Annotated in this window: 16 protein-coding genes; 7 read left to right on the forward strand and 9 right to left on the reverse strand. The window is 56.6% G+C overall.

The window, feature by feature from the left end:
* Positions 1-25: 25 nt before the first annotated feature.
* The 4 genes from IMQ56_RS17920 to cpxP all read right to left on the reverse strand — a co-directional run bounded on the left by IMQ56_RS17920 (position 26) and on the right by cpxP (position 3939).
* Complete coding sequence (locus IMQ56_RS17920; RefSeq protein ID WP_032660777.1) at positions 26-1015, reverse strand: sulfate ABC transporter substrate-binding protein; 990 nt, start codon at positions 1013-1015, stop codon at positions 26-28.
* A 232-nt stretch (positions 1016-1247) separates the two neighbouring features.
* Complete coding sequence (gene pfkA / locus IMQ56_RS17925) at positions 1248-2210, reverse strand: 6-phosphofructokinase (protein WP_003862009.1); 963 nt, start codon at positions 2208-2210, stop codon at positions 1248-1250.
* A 184-nt stretch (positions 2211-2394) separates the two neighbouring features.
* Positions 2395-3279 carry a CDF family cation-efflux transporter FieF gene (fieF, locus tag IMQ56_RS17930; protein ID WP_017382698.1) on the reverse strand — a complete coding sequence of 295 codons (885 nt, stop codon included), beginning with the start codon at positions 3277-3279 and terminating at the stop codon, positions 2395-2397.
* A 153-nt stretch (positions 3280-3432) separates the two neighbouring features.
* Positions 3433-3939 carry a cell-envelope stress modulator CpxP gene (gene cpxP, locus IMQ56_RS17935; RefSeq protein ID WP_040118243.1) on the reverse strand — a complete coding sequence of 169 codons (507 nt, stop codon included), beginning with the start codon at positions 3937-3939 and terminating at the stop codon, positions 3433-3435.
* Between the two features lie 150 nt (positions 3940-4089).
* Here cpxP and cpxR point away from each other — a divergent pair, with 150 nt between their 5' ends.
* Positions 4090-4788, forward strand: coding sequence for an envelope stress response regulator transcription factor CpxR (gene cpxR, locus IMQ56_RS17940; protein WP_003862004.1), 699 nt, complete (start codon positions 4090-4092; stop codon positions 4786-4788).
* On the forward strand, positions 4785-6158 hold the full coding sequence (gene cpxA, locus IMQ56_RS17945) for an envelope stress sensor histidine kinase CpxA (RefSeq protein WP_015569937.1): 1374 nt from the start codon (positions 4785-4787) through the stop codon (positions 6156-6158). The genes cpxR and cpxA overlap by 4 nt, the downstream gene beginning before the upstream one ends.
* A 43-nt stretch (positions 6159-6201) precedes the next feature.
* Here cpxA and yiiM read toward each other — a convergent pair whose 3' ends face one another.
* Both yiiM and sodA read right to left on the reverse strand, forming a co-directional pair.
* Positions 6202-6885, reverse strand: a complete 684-nt coding sequence (gene yiiM, locus IMQ56_RS17950; protein ID WP_017382697.1) for a 6-hydroxyaminopurine reductase — start codon at positions 6883-6885, stop codon at positions 6202-6204.
* A 66-nt stretch (positions 6886-6951) separates the two neighbouring features.
* Positions 6952-7572 (reverse strand): superoxide dismutase [Mn], encoded by a 621-nt coding sequence (gene sodA, locus IMQ56_RS17955; protein ID WP_061096507.1) that lies wholly within the window; start codon positions 7570-7572, stop codon positions 6952-6954.
* Between the two features lie 288 nt (positions 7573-7860).
* On the opposite strand from sodA, the gene rhaT reads away from it, so the two are divergent.
* The gene (rhaT, locus tag IMQ56_RS17960) at positions 7861-8895 is read left to right on the forward strand and encodes an L-rhamnose/proton symporter RhaT (protein WP_063859758.1); all 1035 of its coding nucleotides are present in this window, start codon (positions 7861-7863) and stop codon (positions 8893-8895) included.
* Here rhaT and rhaR read toward each other — a convergent pair whose 3' ends face one another.
* The 3 genes from rhaR to IMQ56_RS23150 form a co-directional block, all read right to left on the reverse strand.
* The gene (rhaR, locus tag IMQ56_RS17965; RefSeq protein WP_017382695.1) at positions 8896-9744 is read right to left on the reverse strand and encodes an HTH-type transcriptional activator RhaR; all 849 of its coding nucleotides are present in this window, start codon (positions 9742-9744) and stop codon (positions 8896-8898) included.
* Positions 9745-9817: 73 nt separating this feature from the next.
* On the reverse strand, positions 9818-10654 hold the full coding sequence (gene rhaS / locus IMQ56_RS17970; protein ID WP_015569934.1) for an HTH-type transcriptional activator RhaS: 837 nt from the start codon (positions 10652-10654) through the stop codon (positions 9818-9820).
* 60 nt (positions 10655-10714) lie between these two features.
* Positions 10715-10819 (reverse strand): hypothetical protein, encoded by a 105-nt coding sequence (locus IMQ56_RS23150; RefSeq protein ID WP_015569933.1) that lies wholly within the window; start codon positions 10817-10819, stop codon positions 10715-10717.
* Positions 10820-10955: 136 nt separating this feature from the next.
* Between IMQ56_RS23150 and rhaB the strand changes: the two genes are divergently transcribed.
* From rhaB to rhaS (IMQ56_RS17990), 4 genes are all read left to right on the forward strand, one after another.
* Positions 10956-12425, forward strand: a complete 1470-nt coding sequence (gene rhaB / locus IMQ56_RS17975) for a rhamnulokinase (RefSeq protein ID WP_017694057.1) — start codon at positions 10956-10958, stop codon at positions 12423-12425.
* The gene (gene rhaA, locus IMQ56_RS17980; protein ID WP_032668961.1) at positions 12422-13681 is read left to right on the forward strand and encodes an L-rhamnose isomerase; all 1260 of its coding nucleotides are present in this window, start codon (positions 12422-12424) and stop codon (positions 13679-13681) included. The genes rhaB and rhaA overlap by 4 nt, the downstream gene beginning before the upstream one ends.
* Before the next feature lie 95 nt (positions 13682-13776).
* The gene (gene rhaD / locus IMQ56_RS17985; protein WP_015569930.1) at positions 13777-14607 is read left to right on the forward strand and encodes a rhamnulose-1-phosphate aldolase; all 831 of its coding nucleotides are present in this window, start codon (positions 13777-13779) and stop codon (positions 14605-14607) included.
* Between the two features lie 82 nt (positions 14608-14689).
* The gene (rhaS, locus tag IMQ56_RS17990; RefSeq protein ID WP_032649875.1) at positions 14690-15676 is read left to right on the forward strand and encodes a rhamnose ABC transporter substrate-binding protein; all 987 of its coding nucleotides are present in this window, start codon (positions 14690-14692) and stop codon (positions 15674-15676) included.
* The last annotated feature ends 31 nt before the right edge of the window (positions 15677-15707 follow it).

Consider the following 15707-nt stretch of genomic DNA (forward strand, 5'->3'; position numbering starts at 1 on the left):
TACCGTGTCGTTCTGTGTAAAACGCTTAGCGCTTGCTGATCTGGTCGAAGGTGCCGCCGTTAGAGAAGTGCTCTTTCTGCGCTTTGGTCCAGCCGCCAAAAACCTCATCAATAGTGAACAGCTTCAGTTTCGGGAAGGCGTTTTCGTATTTCTTCGCGACGGCCTCATCGCGTGGGCGGTAGAAGTTTTTCGCCGCAATTTCCTGCCCTTCAGGTGAGTAGAGGTACTTCAGGTAGGCTTCCGCCACCGCTTTGGTGCCCTTCTTATCAACAACCTTATCGACGACGGAGACGGTCGGCTCAGCGAGGATGGATTCGCTCGGGGTGACGATCTCGAACTTGTCTTTACCCAGCTCGTTGGTCGCCAGCAGGGCTTCGTTTTCCCAGGCGATCAGCACGTCGCCAATGCCGCGTTCGACGAAGGTGTTGGTTGCACCGCGCGCGCCGGAGTCCAGCACTTCGACGTTTTTAAACAGTGCTTTGACGAAGTCCTGTGCTTTGGCCTGATCGCCGTTGTTGTGGTGCAGCGCGTAGCCCCAGGCTGCCAGATAGTTCCAGCGTGCGCCGCCGGAGCTTTTTGGGTTCGGGGTAATGACAGACACGCCTGGCTTAATCAGGTCGTTCCAGTCCTTAATCTGTTTCGGGTTGCCTTTACGCACCAGGAAGACAATGGTCGAGGTGTATGGCGCGGAGTTATCCGGCAGGCGTTTGATCCAGTTTTTGTCGATACGGCCACGCTCCGCGATCGCGTCCACGTCATAAGCCAGCGCCAGGGTAACCACATCGGCTTCAATACCGTTGATCACCGATGTCGCCTGCTTACCGGAACCGCCGTGAGACTGGCGAACCACCACGTTATCGCCGGTTTCCTGTTTCCAGTGCGCCGCGAAAGCTTTGTTGTACTGGTCGTATAGTTCACGCGTCGGATCGTACGACACGTTCAGTAACTGAATGTCCTTTGCCAGAACGCTGGTCGATGCCAGCAATAATGTTAACCCCACGCCCCATTTATTCATCGCCCAGCTCTCTTGTGTAGTGTTTTGATGAATGCAGCGTGCCAGAAAGCTAACCGATGATTAAAGAATAAAAAAAGATTGGCTATAACGTGGAGGAATAAAAAAAAGTGAATGAGCGGCCTGATGCCCTCACCCCAACCCTCTCCCACGGGAGAGGGAGCAACCATAAAAAACGGTAACCCAAGGGTTACCGTTTTGCATTTACCTTGCCGCCACCGGGCAACAGAGCCAATCAGTACAGTTTTTTCGCGCAGTCCAGCCAGTCACCTTTGAACGGACGCTTCATGTTTTCAATGGCGTCGATGATGTCATGGTGAACCAGTTTCTCGTTCTGAATACCGACGCAGCGGCCGCCGTGGCCCTGAAGCAGTAGCTCGATCGCGTACGCGCCCATGCGGGACGCCAGGATACGGTCGTACGGGCCTGGGGAACCACCACGCTGAATGTGACCCAGAACGGTCGCGCGGGTTTCGCGTTTGGTTTCGGTTTCGATGTACTTCGCCAGCTCGTCAACGTCACAGATGTGCTCGGTGATAGCAACGATGGCGTGTTTCTTACCTTTCGCGATACCGGCTTTGATTTCAGCGACCAGATCTTCACGGCTAAATTCCACTTCCGGTACCACCACGAACTCACAGCCACCGGCAATTGCCGCCGCCAGAGTCAGGTCACCGCAGTAACGGCCCATCACTTCAACAATAGAAATACGCTGGTGAGAGGAAGAGGTGTCACGCAGGCGGTCAATCGCTTCCACAACGGTACCCAGCGCGGTGAAGTAACCGATGGTGTAGTCGGTGCCTTTGATGTCATTGTCGATGGTGCCAGGCAGGCCGATGCACGGGAAGCCCATTTCAGTCAGACGTTTTGCACCCATGTAGGAGCCGTCGCCGCCGATAACCACCAGCGCATCCAGACCCCGTTTTTTCATGTTTTCGATAGCCACTTCACGGATGTGTTCGTCACGGAATTCCGGGAAGCGTGCAGAACCGAGGAAAGTACCGCCACGGTTGATCATGTCAGACACGCTGTAGCGGTCGAGCTGAACCATGCGGTCTTCATACAGACCCAGGTAACCGTCATAGATACCAAAAACTTCCAGACCTTCCGTCAGCGCTGCACGGACAACCCCACGGATTGCCGCGTTCATGCCCGGCGCATCACCGCCGCTTGTCAACACACCGATTTTCTTAATCATGACTACCTCTGAACTTAGGAATGCAAAATTGAAATCTGCTGCCGGAAGAAACTGTTCAACCGTCGAATACTGCAAATAGTATATCAATCCCTTCCAGCTGAATTGATTCAGGTCAGGCCATATGGTGGTAATTTATCCACAAAATGCTGCTCTGGCTCACTTTTTTACAACGAATTACGAAAGCTCAAAACGCCCTGGGTACGACAGAGCACGGATCCTGATGAATAATGACGTCTGACCCAGGGAAACGCTGCAAAATCGCCTGCTCCACCTGTTCAGCGACCATATGCGCCTGAACCAGTGGCAGGTTGTCTTCCATTTCCAAATGAATCTGAATAAAGCGGGTCGGCCCTGACTGCCGCGTACGAAGATCGTGAGCACCACTGACGCCAGGCCAGTTGGTCACGATGGCATAAATTTCATCACGTTCTGCATCCGGAAGCGCACGGTCAAGAAGCGACTGTACCGCTTCATACCCCATCCGCAAGGCGCTGTATAAAATATAGATCCCTATCCCTAACGCAAACAACGCATCGGCCCGATGCCAGCCATACCAGGCCAGACCAAGCGCAATAAGAATAGCCCCATTCATCATAACATCAGACTGATAATGAAGCATATCGGCCCGTACAGCCTGGCTTTGTGTTTTGCGTACAACCCAGCGCTGGAACGTTACAAGAACAAGTGTGCTTATAAGTGCAACTACCGTTACGACCACGCCAACGCCCGGATCGTTCATCGGAGAAGGCGAAATAAGATGCTGAATACCGGTCAAAAACAGGAAAAGCGCAGAGCCCGAAATAAACATGCTTTGTGCCAGCGCGGCCAGCGATTCCGCTTTGCCGTGGCCAAACGTATGCTCTTCATCCGCCGGTTGCAGCGAGTAGCGCACCACCAGCAGGTTGGTCAGCGAGGCGGCAATATCCACCAGTGAATCCACCAGTGCCGCCAGAATACTGACCGACCCGGTGTACCACCACGCGAAAATTTTAATGATCAGCAAACACGACGCCATCACCGTCGCGGCTATTGCGGCCCGGCTTACCAGCCGTCCATAGGATTGATTCATAAACACTCCTGTCATGCCATGGCGCTAGTATAACGGATGGTGGTGGAGTGAAAGGATGAATAAAGCGTTAACAAACCTGAACGATGGGCAAAAAAAACCCCCACATCATGTGGGGGAAGACAGGGATGGTGTCTATGGCAAGGAAAACAGGGTTTACTGGTTACTACGGGTACTGCTATTGCTACTGAAAAGCGTCATATCTGAGCTTCGCTGCATCCGTGCAACCTCACGCAACTGATTCATACGTTGCTGATGTTTGGTATTCAAAACCGCTTGCTGCTCGGGCGTTAGCAGGTGGAACATCTGGTTGCGAACCTTCGCCATCTCTACCTGACGGGCAACCTGTTCCTGCGCCATTTTTTCGGCCTGAGCGCGTACAGCGCTTTCGTCAAAATTTTCTGCGGTGACAAGGCGATGCATTGTCTCCATTTCGCTAACATTAACAGGGGGCTGGTCGTGTCTTGCCCTCTGCATCAGATCTCGCATCTGTTGACGCTGATGTTCGGTTAAACTTATGCCGTCAAACATATGGCTTTGGCTGCTGTGCTGCGTTGCGCCCTCTGCTGAGGTACCGTTATCGCTGATGATAGCTACAGCAGCCTGGCTAAACGCACTGAAGGCCAGCGTTGAGGCCATGACGGCAGCGGTAACTTTGCGCATCACTTGCTCCCAAAATCTTTCGTGTCGCGATTCAACGAGAGACAGTCTACGATTCAGGCTGCAAACATGCGTCAGGGGGTGTAAAACAACGTAAAGTCATGGATTAGATAGCCTTGATGTCGTAATTTCTGCCTCGGAGGTATTTAAACAATGAATAAAATCCTGTTAGTTGATGATGACCGAGAGCTCACATCTCTTTTAAAGGAGTTGCTCGACATGGAAGGTTTCAACGTCCTGGTTGCCCATGATGGCGAGCAGGCGCTGAGTCTCCTTGACGACAGCATCGATTTACTTTTGCTCGACGTCATGATGCCGAAGAAAAACGGTATTGATACGTTGAAAGAGCTTCGCCAGACACACCAGACCCCCGTCATTATGCTGACCGCACGCGGCAGCGAGCTTGACCGCGTACTCGGCCTTGAGCTGGGTGCGGATGACTATTTACCTAAGCCGTTCAACGACCGTGAACTGGTGGCCCGTATTCGCGCGATCCTGCGCCGCTCTCACTGGAGCGAGCAGCAGCAGAATACCGACAACAGCTCACCTACGCTGGAAGTGGACTCCCTGAGCCTGAACCCGGGCCGCCAGGAAGCGAGCTTCGACGGTGAAACGCTGGAGCTAACCGGCACCGAGTTCACCCTGCTGTATCTGCTGGCGCAGCATCTCGGCCAGGTGGTGTCGCGTGAACACTTAAGCCAGGAAGTGCTCGGCAAACGCCTCACCCCGTTTGACCGCGCCATCGATATGCATATCTCGAACCTGCGCCGTAAGCTGCCGGAGCGTAAAGACGGTCATCCCTGGTTTAAAACCCTGCGTGGTCGCGGTTATCTGATGGTTTCCGCTTCATGATAGGCAGCTTAACCGCCCGCATCTTCGCCATCTTCTGGCTGACGCTGGCACTGGTTTTAATGCTCGTTTTGATGTTGCCAAAACTCGACTCACGCCAGATGACGGAGCTACTCGACAGCGAGCAACGTCAGGGCGTGATGATCGAGCAGCACGTGGAAGCGGAGCTGGCAAACGATCCGCCGAATGATTTAATGTGGTGGCGCAGGCTGTTTCGCGCTATCGACAAGTGGGCGCCCCCCGGACAACGTCTTTTACTGGTCACCAGTGAAGGCCGCGTGATTGGGGCCGATCGCAATGAAATGCAGATTATCCGCAACTTTATTGGCCAGGCGGATAATGCCGATCACCCACAGAAAAAGAAATATGGTCGGGTAGAGATGGTCGGTCCTTTCTCGGTGCGGGATGGGGAAGACAATTACCAGCTCTATCTGATTCGCCCTGCGAGCAGTTCCCAGTCCGACTTTATCAACCTGCTGTTTGACCGTCCGCTTTTGCTGTTGATTGTCACGATGCTGGTCAGTTCCCCGCTGCTGTTATGGCTGGCGTGGAGCCTGGCGAAACCGGCGCGTAAGCTGAAAAATGCGGCGGACGAAGTGGCGCAGGGCAACCTGAGGCAGCATCCGGAGCTGGAATCCGGGCCGCAGGAGTTCCTGGCCGCCGGAACCAGTTTTAACCAGATGGTCTCTGCTCTTGACCGCATGATGACCGCGCAGCAACGCCTGCTGTCGGATATCTCCCACGAGCTGCGGACGCCGCTCACGCGCTTACAGCTGGGTACCGCCCTGCTGCGCCGCCGCAGCGGTGAAAGTAAAGAGCTGGAGCGTATTGAGACGGAAGCGCATCGCCTGGACAGCATGATCAACGATCTGCTGGTGATGTCGCGCAATCAGCAGAAAAACGCGCTGGTGAGCGAAACGGTGAAAGCCAATCACCTCTGGCATGAGGTGCTGGACAACGCGGCGTTCGAAGCGGAGCAGATGGGCAAATCGTTCACCGTCAACTTCCCGCCGGGCCCGTGGCCGCTCTACGGTAACCCCAACACGCTGGAAAGCGCGCTGGAGAATATCGTGCGTAACGCCCTGCGCTATTCGCACACGAAGATTGAAGTGGCGTTTTCGGTGGATAAAGACGGGATTACCGTCATTGTCGATGACGATGGTCCTGGCGTCAGCCCGGAAGATCGCGAGCAGATTTTCCGTCCGTTCTACCGCACCGACGAGGCGCGCGACCGTGAATCTGGTGGTACGGGGCTAGGTCTGGCGATTGTTGAAACCGCCATGCAACAGCACCGTGGCTGGGTGAAAGCCGATGACAGCCCGCTGGGCGGGCTGAGGTTAACGCTGTGGCTGCCGCTGTATAAGCGTTCGTAACCGTATGTGCCGGGTGGCGGCTTCGCCTTACCCGGCCTACTTTCTACGGAACCTCTTTCCCCCACAATCTCCGCGAACTGCTCTCGATCTTGCCGCTTAACCGCCGCTTCTGCATCGTTCTGGTCCAGCTGGTGGATAATCCCGCCGCTGACAGCAGGCGGTGATACTGCTCGTCATCAAACGGCATATGCCAGGCAATTGCGCAGGCCTCGTATACCGACACCTCACTCAAGCGCGAAGCCAGCTCAAGCGGCGCATCCGCCGAAACCTGTCCCGCCTGCACAACGCGATACAGCCAGCCAGTTTTACCCGCGTTTTGCAGCTGGGCCGACATATCCTGAATGCCGAAATGGTAATTAAGCTTAAAGCACGGTGAGCGCGGCTGGGTGACCTGAATCAAAGCATCGCCCCAGCGGTAAATATCGCCGATAAAGACGTTCTTCTCCGTCAGCCCCTCCGTTGAGAGATTTTCGCCAAACGCGGGGGCGACGAAGAGGTCCGCCTGTTCAGGAAATTCGGCTTTCCAGTGCTGATAGTGCTCGCGCGGATAGTGGCACAGCGCGCGATCGGGCCCGCCGTGGATTTTCTTTTCAGCCTGCTGGTCACCCGCAAGCCCGAGATCGGTCAACGTCAGCTCACCGTCGACCTGCACTTTGGCGATGGCGCTCGGGCGGCTGCCTTCGTACTCCCTTACCTTGCCTGTAAACACATTCACCGGGTAATGCATCTCCACTCCTTCAGATACAAAAAAAGCGAGTCATCAGACTCGCTTCTCACAGGCGTCAATGCAACCTTATTTTTTAGCGGCGAAACGCGCTGCTGCTTCGTCCCAGTTCACTACATCCCAGAAGGCTTTGATGTAGTCAGGGCGACGGTTCTGGAACTTCAGGTAGTAAGCGTGTTCCCACACGTCCAGACCCAGAATTGGGAAGCCGGATGCGCCAGAGATAGCTTCACCCATCAGCGGGGAGTCCTGGTTAGCGGTAGAAACGACCGCCAGTTTGTCACCTTTCAGGACCAGCCACGCCCAGCCAGAGCCGAAACGGGTTGCAGCGGCTTTTTCGAATTCCGCTTTGAAGTTGTCAATGGAACCGAAGTCACGCTCGATAGCCGCTTTCAGGTCGCCCTGAAGGGTGGTGCCGGTTTTCAGGCCTTTCCAGAACAGGCTGTGGTTAGCGTGACCGCCCGCGTTGTTGCGCAGCACGGTTTTCTTGTCTGCCGGCAGCTGGTCCAGTTTGGTGATCAGCTCTTCAACAGGCAGATTAGCGAACTCTGGCAGGCTTTCCAGCGCAGCATTCGCGTTGTTCACATAGGTCTGGTGGTGTTTAGTGTGATGGATTTCCATCGTCTGCTTGTCGAAATGCGGTTCCAGTGCGTCGTAGGCATACGGCAGGGATGGCAGTGTATAACTCATAATCCTCTCCATTATTGTCGGGCGGCACAGCTGTTAATGCCGCGTAAGCAGTTGGTTCATTATAGTTAATTAAATGATATTGAAAATGATTATCAATGCCGTAGTTTTTATAAGGTTATTAGATTTTTGATAAATGACAAAATTGTGAGTCTGCTCACGTGCTTAACGTGCTGATTGCCATCCTGAACAAAAGTGCGGCAACCTTCTGAAGGTTCCCAAACCGCCTCATTTTTACACTCATCAAGTCGGCGGGAAGCCTCCGGCTATAAAAACGATGAGGATGTAAAAATGAATCATGCGATTACGATGGGTATTTTCTGGCATTTGATAGGCGCGGCCAGTGCAGCCTGTTTCTATGCCCCGTTTAAAAAGGTGAAAGGCTGGTCATGGGAAACCATGTGGTCCGTTGGCGGCACCGTGTCCTGGCTGATTTTGCCATGGACAATCAGCGCCATGCTGCTGCCCGATTTCTGGGGCTACTTCTCCTCCTTCAGCGCCTCCACCCTGCTGCCGGTATTCCTGTTCGGCGCGATGTGGGGCATCGGTAATATCAACTACGGCCTCACCATGCGCTACCTAGGCATGTCGATGGGGATTGGCATCGCGATTGGCATTACGCTGATTGTTGGCACCCTGATGACGCCAATCCTCAACGGCCACTTCGACGTGCTGATCAACACTCAGGGCGGGCGAATGACGCTGCTGGGCGTGCTGGTGGCGGTGATCGGCGTGGGCATCGTCACCCGCGCAGGCCAGCTGAAAGAACGCAAGATGGGCATCAAAGCCGAAGAGTTCAACCTGAAGAAAGGGCTGCTGCTGGCGGTGATGTGCGGCGTATTCTCGGCGGGCATGTCGTTCGCCATGAACGCCGCCAAACCGATGCACGACGCCGCTGCGGCGCTGGGCGTCGATCCGCTGTACGTTGCCCTGCCAAGCTACGTGGTGATCATGGGCGGCGGCGCGCTGGTAAACCTCGGCTTCTGCTTCATTCGTCTGGCAAAAGTGAAGAACCTGTCGGTAAAAGCCGACTTCTCGCTGGCAAAACCGCTGATCGTCACCAACGTCCTGCTCTCCGCCCTCGGCGGTCTGATGTGGTATCTGCAATTCTTCTTCTACGCCTGGGGTCACGCCAGTATTCCGGCGCAGTATGACTACATGAGCTGGATGCTGCACATGAGCTTCTACGTGCTGTGCGGCGGGCTGGTTGGGCTGGTGCTGAAAGAGTGGAACAACGCCGGGCGTCGTCCGGTTGGCGTGCTGAGCCTGGGCTGTGTGGTGATTATCATTGCGGCCAATATCGTCGGCCTCGGCATGGCGAACTGATTACGCTGCCTTTCGACTGCGATGACGCCACTGAACCGGCGTCATCCCCACCTCACGGTTAAACACCACCGAAAAGTAGTTACTGTCCTCAAAGCCGCAGCGCATCGCCACTTCACTCACCATCAGCTCCGTATGCTGTAACAGGTACTGGGCGTGGCAGATGCGCAGCTGGCGCAGATAGTGGTTGACCGTCATCCCCGTCTGGGTGCGGAACTGCTGGCGCAGCGCGCGCTCGCTGCACTGCTCCTGCTCGCAGAATTTTTCCAGCACGAAACTCTTGTTCAGACTGCCCGCAAGCCGGGTGATGAGCTTATCCAGCAGCGCTTCCTGCGTGGTAGCAGAGGGATTATCCGTAGCGTAACGATGCCGCTTCAGGGTCATCACCAGCTGGGCAAAAAGCAGCTCCGACATCTGGTTTGCCACCGGATCGCTCTTCTGGCTCTCCTGCTCCAGCTGGGAAATCGTCTGGCGTACCTGCGCCATGCCGTTGCTGCTTAAGCGCCAGTGCGGTTCGCCTCTGGCATCATGAAAACCGGGGATATTGCCCGCCCAGTCGACATTCAGTTTAAGTCTGTCGGGGCAGTAGATGACGTTCTGCAACACCAGATCGTTAACCGAGGCGTAGGAGTGTTTGTCTTCAGCGCGGATGTAGAACAGGTCTCCGCGCGTGATGCGGTAGGGGCGGTCGTTGAGGACGTGCAGGCCGTTGCCTCGCCATACCAGCACCAGCTCGCAAAACTCGTGGGTGTGCTCGGCAAAGACGTTTTGCGGGTAGCGGTCGGCCACCGCGACGGCCTGACTCGCGGAGGCAAAAAAATCATCTTTGCGAAGAATGAGCTGAGCAGCCACACCACAACCTCTACGGCGAATAACCGGACATTATTAGCCTTTTTGCAGCAAAAAAACGGTGACTGCCCTCGCGTTACTGAAGCAACGCGTCTTTCCCCTGACGAATATCGCGCGGCGACCAGTTAAACTCCCGGCGAAAAAGCGTCGAAAAGTGGTTACTGTCGCCGAATCCGCAGCGATAGGCGATATCGGTGACGCTTTCGTCGGTATGACGTAAAAGGTGCCGCGCTTTGATCAGGCGCAGACGGTTGAGGTAGCGCTGCGGCGTCAGCCCGGTATGCTGCTTGAGCTGACGATGCAGCGTGCGCAGCGAGAGCGAAAAATCATCCGCCAGCGTTTCCCAGCAGACATCTTCGGCAAAATGATCTTCCAGCCAGGCCATCAGCTGATTCAGGCGCGCGTCGTTATTTTCCAGCCCTTCCACCAGGCTGCTGCGCCGCAGCAGCACCAGCAGCTGCATAAACAGCAGCTCGCGGGTGGCAATGGCGTGCGTCTCCTGTCCATCCTCGCTCTGCTCCATCTGGCTCACCAGCTGACGCACCTGCTGCAACGTGGACTGATTCACCCGCCAGTGCGAGGGGTAGTGACCGTCCTTCTCCTGCGGCAACAGCTGATTCAGCCCGGAGAGAAACTGGAACGCATCCGGAGAACGATAGAGCACATTGGTCAGGCAAAGGTTGTCGGTATGTTCATACAGGTGCCTGTCGTGATCGCGCACGAAGCACACCGTACCGCCGCTGATGGTATACGGCTGACCGTTAAACACGTGGATGCCCGTTCCGTGCTCAACAATCACAATTTCATGAAAATCATGATGATGTTCCGGGAACGCAGCCTGAGGCAGCCGTGGCTCAATCGCGACCGGCGAAGCCCCCGAAGGAAAAAAATCGACGCTGTGCAGTACGGTCATAACGGCCCCCACCAATGAGAAAAGTTCTCAAAATAGTAATTAAGGCCTTCCACGCTCACCTTAAATTTTTGACAGCAAACCGCGCAAAAGCTGTCGGTTTTTCAAGAAACAGGCGGAAAGATCAGGAAATGCGGTCAGCGTCACACTGCCTGCAAACCCCGCCATTACTGGAAACTGTGAACTCCCTCACGTTCATCTTTGCTTTCTTGCCAGCGCGAGATTTGGGCTGTCAGTGGCGAGAAGGTGGCTATTTCTTCCCTTTCTTACACTCCTCGCTAATGACTTAAGAAAGGACCCGACCATGACTTTTCGCCATTGTGTGGCTGTCGATTTAGGCGCATCCAGCGGCCGTGTAATGCTCGCCACCTGGGACTGCGACCTGCACACCCTTACGCTTCGCGAAATGCACCGTTTCGCCAATTGTCTGCAAAAACAGGACGGTTTTGTTACCTGGGATATCGACGCCCTGGAAGCAGAGATCCGCACCGGACTTCACAACGTCTGCGAAGACGGTATTCGCATCGACAGTATCGGCATTGATACCTGGGGTGTGGATTACGTACTGCTGGACAGTCACGGCGAACGCGTCGGCCTGCCCGTCTCCTACCGCGACAGCCGCACCGATGGGCTAATGGCGCACGCCATCGCCCAGCTTGGCAAGGAGAACATCTATGGTCGCAGCGGCATTCAGTTTCTGCCGTTTAACACGCTGTATCAGCTGCGCGCGCTGGTTGAGCAACAGCCAGAGCTGGTCGAAAAGGTGGCGCATGCGCTGCTGATCCCGGACTACTTAAGCTACCGTCTGACCGGCAACATGAACTGGGAATACACCAACGCCACCACCACGCAGCTGGTTAACATCAACACCGATAACTGGGATGAACATCTGCTGGCCTGGACGGGCGCCTCGCCGTCCTGGTTCGGCGCGCCAACCCATCCGGGCAATGTGATCGGCCACTGGCTTTGCCCGCAGGGGAATGAAATTCCTGTTGTCGCCGTCGCCAGTCACGACACCGCAAGCGCAGTCATTGCCTCGCCGCTCGCCGGCAAAGACGCGGCGTACCTCTCTTCCGGCACCTGGTCGCTGATGGGCTTTGAGAGCAAAACACCCTACACCAGCGATGCCGCACTGGCGGCGAACATCACTAACGAAGGTGGCGCCGAAGGGCGCTACCGGGTGCTGAAGAACATCATGGGCCTGTGGCTGCTCCAGCGGGTGCTGAAAGAGCAGAACATCAACGACCTGCCCGCGCTTATCGCGGAAACCGAAACGCTGAAGGCCTGCACCTTCCTGATTAACCCGAACGACGACCGCTTTATCAATCCGGCGCACATGAGCGCTGAAATCCAGGCCGCCTGTTTTGAAGCGGGGCAGCCGGTACCTTCCCGCCCCGCCGAGCTGGCGCGCTGCATTTTTGACAGTCTCGCCCTGCTCTATGCCGACATCCTGAGCGAGCTGGCTGACCTTCGCGGCAAACCGTTCACGCAGCTGCATATCGTGGGCGGCGGCTGCCAGAACCAGCTGCTGAACCAGCTCTGCGCGGATGCCTGCGGCATTACCGTGGTGGCAGGTCCGATTGAAGCCTCCACGCTCGGCAATATCGGCATTCAGCTGATGACCCTGGACGAACTTTCAAACGTCGACGATTTCCGTTCGGTGGTGACGGCGAATAACAGCCTGACCACCTTCACCCCCCATCCCTGCCATGAAATTGCCCGCTACCGGGCGCAGTTTCAGCAAAAACGACTGACTAAGGAGCTTTGCGCATGACCACTCAACTTGAACAAGCCTGGGACCTGGCTAAACAGCGTTTCGCCGCCGTCGGCGTGGATGTCGAAGAGGCGCTGCGCCAGCTCGACCGTCTGCCCGTCTCCATGCACTGCTGGCAGGGTGATGACGTTGCTGGCTTCGAGAACCCGGGCGGTTCCCTGACAGGGGGGATTCAGGCCACGGGTAACTATCCGGGCAAAGCGCGCAACGCCACCGAACTGCGTGCGGATCTGGAGCTGGCGCTGAGCCTGATCCCCGGGCCAAAGCGCCTGAATCTGCACGCCATTTATCTCGAATCCGACGAGCCGGTGGCGCGTAATGAAATCAAACCGGAGCACTTTACGAACTGGGTGACGTGGGCGAAAGCCAACAAGCTGGGCCTGGACTTTAACCCCTCCTGCTTCTCGCACCCGCTGAGCGCGGACGGCTTTACCCTTGCGCACGCCAACGACGAAATCCGCCAGTTCTGGATCGACCATGTCAAAGCCAGCCGCCGCGTTTCTGCGTATTTCGGCGAGCAGCTTGGCACGCCGTCGGTGATGAACATCTGGATCCCGGACGGCATGAAGGATATCACCGTAGACCGACTGGCCCCGCGCCAGCGCCTGCTGGCCGCGCTGGATGAAGCCATCAGCGAGAAGCTGGACCCGGCGCACCACATCGATGCCGTCGAGAGCAAGCTGTTCGGCATTGGCGCAGAGAGCTACACCGTGGGCTCAAACGAGTTCTACATGGGTTATGCCACCAGCCGCCAGACCGCGCTGTGCCTGGATGCCGGCCACTTCCACCCAACCGAGGTGATCTCCGACAAGATCTCCGCCGCCATGCTCTTCGTGCCGCGCCTGCTGCTGCACGTCAGCCGTCCGGTGCGCTGGGACAGCGACCACGTGGTGCTGCTGGATGACGAAACCCAGGCCATTGCCAGCGAAATCATCCGCCACGATCTGTTCGACCGCGTACACATCGGCCTCGACTTCTTCGACGCCTCCATCAACCGCATCGCGGCGTGGGTTATCGGCACCCGCAACATGAAGAAAGCCCTGCTGCGCGCGCTGCTGGAGCCTGTCGCCGCCCTGAAACAGCTGGAAGAAAACGGCGACTACACCGCGCGCCTGGCGCTGCTGGAAGAACAGAAATCTCTGCCGTGGCAGGCGGTGTGGGAGATGTACTGCCAGCGTCACGATGCGCCTGCGGGCAGCCAGTGGCTGGACAACGTGCGGGCATATGAGAAAGACGTTCTTGCCGCTCGTCAGTAAAAACATTGCCCGGCGGCGCGTTGCTTGCCGGGCCTACAGGTAAAAGTAGGCCGGGTAAGCGTAGCGCCACCCGGCATTTTCAAAGGAAACACAGTATGCAGACCATCACCACCTCCTGGTTCGTCCAGGGCATGATCAAAGCCACCTCCGATGCCTGGCTGAAGGGCTGGGACGAGCGCAACGGCGGCAACCTGACGCTACGCCTGGACGACGCGGATATCGAGCCATTTGCCGCCGATTTCCACCAGAAGCCGCGCTATATCGCCCTGAGCCAGCCGATGCCGCTGCTCGCCAACACGCCGTTTATCGTCACCGGTTCCGGGAAGTTCTTCCGCAACGTTCAGCTCGACCCGCAGGCCAACCTCGGCGTAGTGAAAGTGGATAGCGACGGCGCGGGCTACCACATTCTGTGGGGGCTGACGGATGAGGCGGTGCCCACCTCAGAACTGCCGGCGCACTTCCTCTCCCACTGCGAGCGCATCAAGGCGACCAATGGCAAGGACCGCGTGATCATGCACTGCCACGCCACCAACCTGATCGCCCTGACCTACGTGCTGGAAAATAATTCTGATTTCTTCACCCGCAAACTGTGGGAAGGCAGCACCGAGTGTCTGGTGGTGTTCCCGGACGGCGTCGGCATTCTGCCGTGGATGGTGCCGGGCACCGACGAAATCGGCCAGGCAACCGCGACGGACATGCAGAAACATTCACTGGTGCTGTGGCCGTTCCATGGCGTCTTCGGCAGCGGCCCGACGCTGGATGAAACCTTCGGCCTGATCGACACCGCCGAGAAATCCGCGGAAGTGCTGGTGAAGGTCTATTCCATGGGCGGCATGAAGCAGACCATCACCCGGGAAGAACTGATCGCCCTGGGTAAACGCTTTGGCGTCACCCCCATGCAGTCGGCGTTAGATTTGTACCAATAACAACATCGCGCCCCGCTCACCGAGACGGGGCGAAAACCACCTGCAATCCCTACAACTAACTCAAGTCAGTGGAGTAAAAGCAATGAAAATAAAAGCAAGCTTGATCCTCACCGTTGCCGCTCTGGCGTTGTCCGGTTCCGCTTTAGCAGAAGTGAAAATCGCCCTGGTGGCGAAGTCCTTAGGGAATGGATTCTTCGAGGCAGCGAACGTCGGCGCGCAGGAGGCGGCCAAAGAGTTAGGCGATGTAAAAGTGATTTATACCGGCCCGACCACCACCACGGCGGAAGCGCAGATCGAGGTGCTGAACGGGCTGATCGCCCAGGGCGTTGATGCGATCGCGATTTCCGCGAACGATCCGGACGCCGTCGTGCCGGTGCTGAAAAAAGCGATGCAGCGCGGCATCAAGGTTGTGTCGTGGGATTCCGGCGTGGCGAAAGCCGGGCGTCAGATCCACCTCAACCCGTCCAATAACGCCCTGATTGGCGAAACTAACGTCAAGCTCGCCGCCGATGCCCTGAAAGCGCTGAACGTGGAGAAAGGCGATGTGGCGGTGCTGAGCGCCACGCCAACCTCCACCAATCAGAACACCTGGATTGCAGAGATGAAAAAGGTGCTGCCGAAGTACCCGTCCGTCAATCTGGTGACCGTGGCCTACGGGGACGATCTCTCTGACAAGAGCTACCGCGAAGCTGTCGGCCTGCTGAAAACCTACCCGGAGCTGAAAGTGATTGTTTCGCCTTCTTCCGTTGGCATTGTGGCTGCCGCGCAGGCGGTGAAGGACCAGGGCAAGATTGGCAAAGTGTACGTCACCGGTTTAGGCCTGCCGTCTGAGATGGCGGGCGCGGTGAAGTCCGGCGCAAGCAAGAGCTTTGCCATCTGGAACCCGATTGACCTGGGCTATGCCGCAACCTACCTGGCGGATGACCTGGTGAAAGGCACCGCCACGAAAGGTGAGGCCAGCATGGGCAAGCTGGGCAAAGTGAAGCTGGATGCCGACGGCAACGGCGCGATGGCCGAGCCGTTCGTTTACGATGCCAGCAATATTGATAAGTTCTCAAAAATCTTTTGATGCGATTTGTAGGCCGGATAAGCGTAGCGCC

The organism is Enterobacter sp. Res13-Sevr-PEC09-46, assembly GCF_015672585.1.
Classification (GTDB): Bacteria; Pseudomonadota; Gammaproteobacteria; order Enterobacterales; family Enterobacteriaceae; genus Enterobacter; species Enterobacter hormaechei_C.

Excerpts from the sequence above, each read along its gene's own strand:
- IMQ56_RS17920 (WP_032660777.1), bottom strand. The coding sequence starts at position 1,015 with ATGAATAAATGGGGCGTGGGGTTAACATTATTGCTGGCATCGACCAGC.
- pfkA (WP_003862009.1), bottom strand. The coding sequence starts at position 2,210 with ATGATTAAGAAAATCGGTGTGTTGACAAGCGGCGGTGATGCGCCGGGC.
- fieF (WP_017382698.1), bottom strand. The coding sequence starts at position 3,279 with ATGAATCAATCCTATGGACGGCTGGTAAGCCGGGCCGCAATAGCCGCG.
- cpxP (WP_040118243.1), bottom strand. The coding sequence starts at position 3,939 with ATGCGCAAAGTTACCGCTGCCGTCATGGCCTCAACGCTGGCCTTCAGT.
- cpxR (WP_003862004.1), top strand. The coding sequence starts at position 4,090 with ATGAATAAAATCCTGTTAGTTGATGATGACCGAGAGCTCACATCTCTT.
- cpxA (WP_015569937.1), top strand. The coding sequence starts at position 4,785 with ATGATAGGCAGCTTAACCGCCCGCATCTTCGCCATCTTCTGGCTGACG.
- yiiM (WP_017382697.1), bottom strand. The coding sequence starts at position 6,885 with ATGCATTACCCGGTGAATGTGTTTACAGGCAAGGTAAGGGAGTACGAA.
- sodA (WP_061096507.1), bottom strand. The coding sequence starts at position 7,572 with ATGAGTTATACACTGCCATCCCTGCCGTATGCCTACGACGCACTGGAA.
- rhaT (WP_063859758.1), top strand. The coding sequence starts at position 7,861 with ATGAATCATGCGATTACGATGGGTATTTTCTGGCATTTGATAGGCGCG.
- rhaS (WP_015569934.1), bottom strand. The coding sequence starts at position 10,654 with ATGACCGTACTGCACAGCGTCGATTTTTTTCCTTCGGGGGCTTCGCCG.
- IMQ56_RS23150 (WP_015569933.1), bottom strand. The coding sequence starts at position 10,819 with ATGGCGGGGTTTGCAGGCAGTGTGACGCTGACCGCATTTCCTGATCTT.
- rhaB (WP_017694057.1), top strand. The coding sequence starts at position 10,956 with ATGACTTTTCGCCATTGTGTGGCTGTCGATTTAGGCGCATCCAGCGGC.
- rhaA (WP_032668961.1), top strand. The coding sequence starts at position 12,422 with ATGACCACTCAACTTGAACAAGCCTGGGACCTGGCTAAACAGCGTTTC.
- rhaD (WP_015569930.1), top strand. The coding sequence starts at position 13,777 with ATGCAGACCATCACCACCTCCTGGTTCGTCCAGGGCATGATCAAAGCC.
- rhaS (WP_032649875.1), top strand. The coding sequence starts at position 14,690 with ATGAAAATAAAAGCAAGCTTGATCCTCACCGTTGCCGCTCTGGCGTTG.